At 45.5% G+C, this 1,785-nt stretch carries 4 protein-coding genes; 1 reads left to right on the top strand and 3 read right to left on the bottom strand.

From position 1 onward, the window contains the following. Nucleotides 1-245 precede the first annotated feature (245 nt). Complete coding sequence (locus ACTHUT_RS19635; RefSeq protein WP_440419504.1) at nucleotides 246-569, top strand: hypothetical protein; 324 nt, start codon at nucleotides 246-248, stop codon at nucleotides 567-569. Between the two features lie 90 nt (nucleotides 570-659). Here the strand turns inward: ACTHUT_RS19635 and ACTHUT_RS19630 are convergent, their stop codons facing one another. The 3 genes from ACTHUT_RS19630 to ACTHUT_RS19620 form a co-directional block, all read right to left on the bottom strand. Further along, entirely contained in the window at nucleotides 660-962 is a 303-nt protein-coding gene (locus tag ACTHUT_RS19630) for an ArsR/SmtB family transcription factor (protein ID WP_250600264.1), read from the bottom strand. A 79-nt stretch (nucleotides 963-1,041) separates the two neighbouring features. Then, nucleotides 1,042-1,563, bottom strand: coding sequence for a rhodanese-like domain-containing protein (locus tag ACTHUT_RS19625; RefSeq protein ID WP_107810332.1), 522 nt, complete (start codon nucleotides 1,561-1,563; stop codon nucleotides 1,042-1,044). A 12-nt stretch (nucleotides 1,564-1,575) separates the two neighbouring features. Then, nucleotides 1,576-1,770, bottom strand: coding sequence for a YgaP family membrane protein (locus tag ACTHUT_RS19620; protein WP_003685761.1), 195 nt, complete (start codon nucleotides 1,768-1,770; stop codon nucleotides 1,576-1,578). Nucleotides 1,771-1,785 lie beyond the last annotated feature (15 nt).

The following is a 1,785-nucleotide window of genomic DNA, read 5'->3' as shown; positions in this document are numbered from 1 at the left end:
GGATGTGATGGTGAGTAATTAGTAAGTCATGTAATGTAAATTAATTACTTCAGTAGCGTCAAATAAAGAAGGCGATAGCATGCATAAAACCTTTAGGTAGCGTGTGTGCAGTATGCACTCACGCGGACTTTAAGTGCAAAAGCAGTATGAAATAAAGGCCGTCTGAAAATACTGAAACTGTCGGCGCTGAAAATCAAACCTAAGGTTACTAAATCGATCAGGGAATTATTATGAAAATGAGGGTAATGATGCTGGGAGTAACAGGCTTGATATTGTCCGGTTGCTTTTCCACTGATGAAATTAAGTTGGAAGATATTCAGAATTTTAAAATTACTGTCAATGAAGCTAAGGATAATAGACAGGTTCATTTGACAGGCTTATTAGGCAATAGTGCAATGGGTATTTCAGATATCAAAACAACTAGCCGCAACGAGGAGCTGAATATTACTTTATTTCAAAAATTAGCAGGTTCGGAATACTCAGGAACATTAGATAAAGAAATTGCTCTTGAAAGCAATATCAAGAAGATTACTTATGGTTCTAAACACGAGATGATATGGCAAGACTAAAAATACAATAAAGGCCGTCTGAAAAAGATTCAGACGGCCTTTGAAATTATAAATAGATAGATTTTTGGGCTATCCTATTCCGGCAACATTTCAAGATTTTTCTGCGCAGAAAAAGGAATACAGCAACTGTATCATCTCGGTTACCCTCAGGTCGGCAATGTAATATTGCCGTTCCCGATGGTTCACTTCAAACGATACCAAACCGGCTTCACGCAGTAGAGCTAATTGACTGGACATTGCTGCTTGCGGCAGTCCGGATGATTCAGCCAACTCGGTTACATTGTGCGGCCTTTCATGTAGTTTGCACAATACGGCGAGACGGTTGGGATTGGCCAGTAGTTTGAGAAAAGCGGTGGCTTCTTCGTAGGGCGGTTGATTGTCGGCAATGGTCATTTTTTACGCTTTTCGGCAAATGAGGAGGTCGAATTATCAGTCATAATGGCCTCAGCAGCAACTTTCAGGCGGCCTTTGCTTAATGATTCCATGGCATTTTGGCTAGCAGGCGAGCCATGCCGCAGAATCCGGTTAGTCCAGCCGTTAATAGGCCTGCGCCGACCATCACGTCTATCAGATAAAACCAAGGCGATACCAGCCAACCTGCCAGCACGCCCAACAGAATCAAACTGCCCGCAATGGTTTGCACCTGCCGCATGATATCCGGTGCGGCACGGTCGGCAACAATAGGAAGCCCTGCAGCTTTCCATGCAAGTAAGCCGCCTTCTAGAATATAACATTCTCGACCTTGGCCAAGCGCTGACAATATTGTTTCTGCCCGTGTTGTACGTTTACCGCTCAGGCAATAAAAAATCAGGCATGGGGCAGTATCATCGGGCAGTTTGTCTCGCTGCTGTTCAGGCGGAAGGGATAATGCGCCGCCAATATGCCCGCCCCGATATTCGGCTTGGCTTCGGATGTCCACTGCCAACGCGCCCTCACGGATTTTTGCCATTGCTTCGGAAGGCTTGATTTGCGGGAGTTGTCCGACCGTACTCATGTTTTGCCTTCTTTATTTTTTGTTGATGCGGCAGGTGTTGATGCCCAATAAGCTGTACAGCGCGCAGTTGCCAATCAGTGCTGTACCCAGGGGGATGATGCCCAGCCAACCCCACCAGCCAATTTGTCCGGTAGCGGCTGCAGCAATCAGTGCGACACCGATAACAATACGGATTACGCGATCCAAAGTACCCAAGTTTCGTTTCATTTTATTGCTCCTTGT

The sequence above is a fragment of the Neisseria sp. P0022.S010 genome (assembly GCF_051956635.1).
Note: the sequence above shows the minus strand (reverse complement) of the source record. Positions and strands in the feature narration are given on the sequence as shown.

Coding starts and splice junctions, on each gene's coding strand:
- ACTHUT_RS19625 (WP_107810332.1), bottom strand. CDS start 1,563: ATGAGTACGGTCGGACAACTCCCGCAAATCAAGCCTTCCGAAGCAATG.
- ACTHUT_RS19620 (WP_003685761.1), bottom strand. CDS start 1,770: ATGAAACGAAACTTGGGTACTTTGGATCGCGTAATCCGTATTGTTATC.
- ACTHUT_RS19635 (WP_440419504.1), top strand. CDS start 246: ATGATGCTGGGAGTAACAGGCTTGATATTGTCCGGTTGCTTTTCCACT.
- ACTHUT_RS19630 (WP_250600264.1), bottom strand. CDS start 962: ATGACCATTGCCGACAATCAACCGCCCTACGAAGAAGCCACCGCTTTT.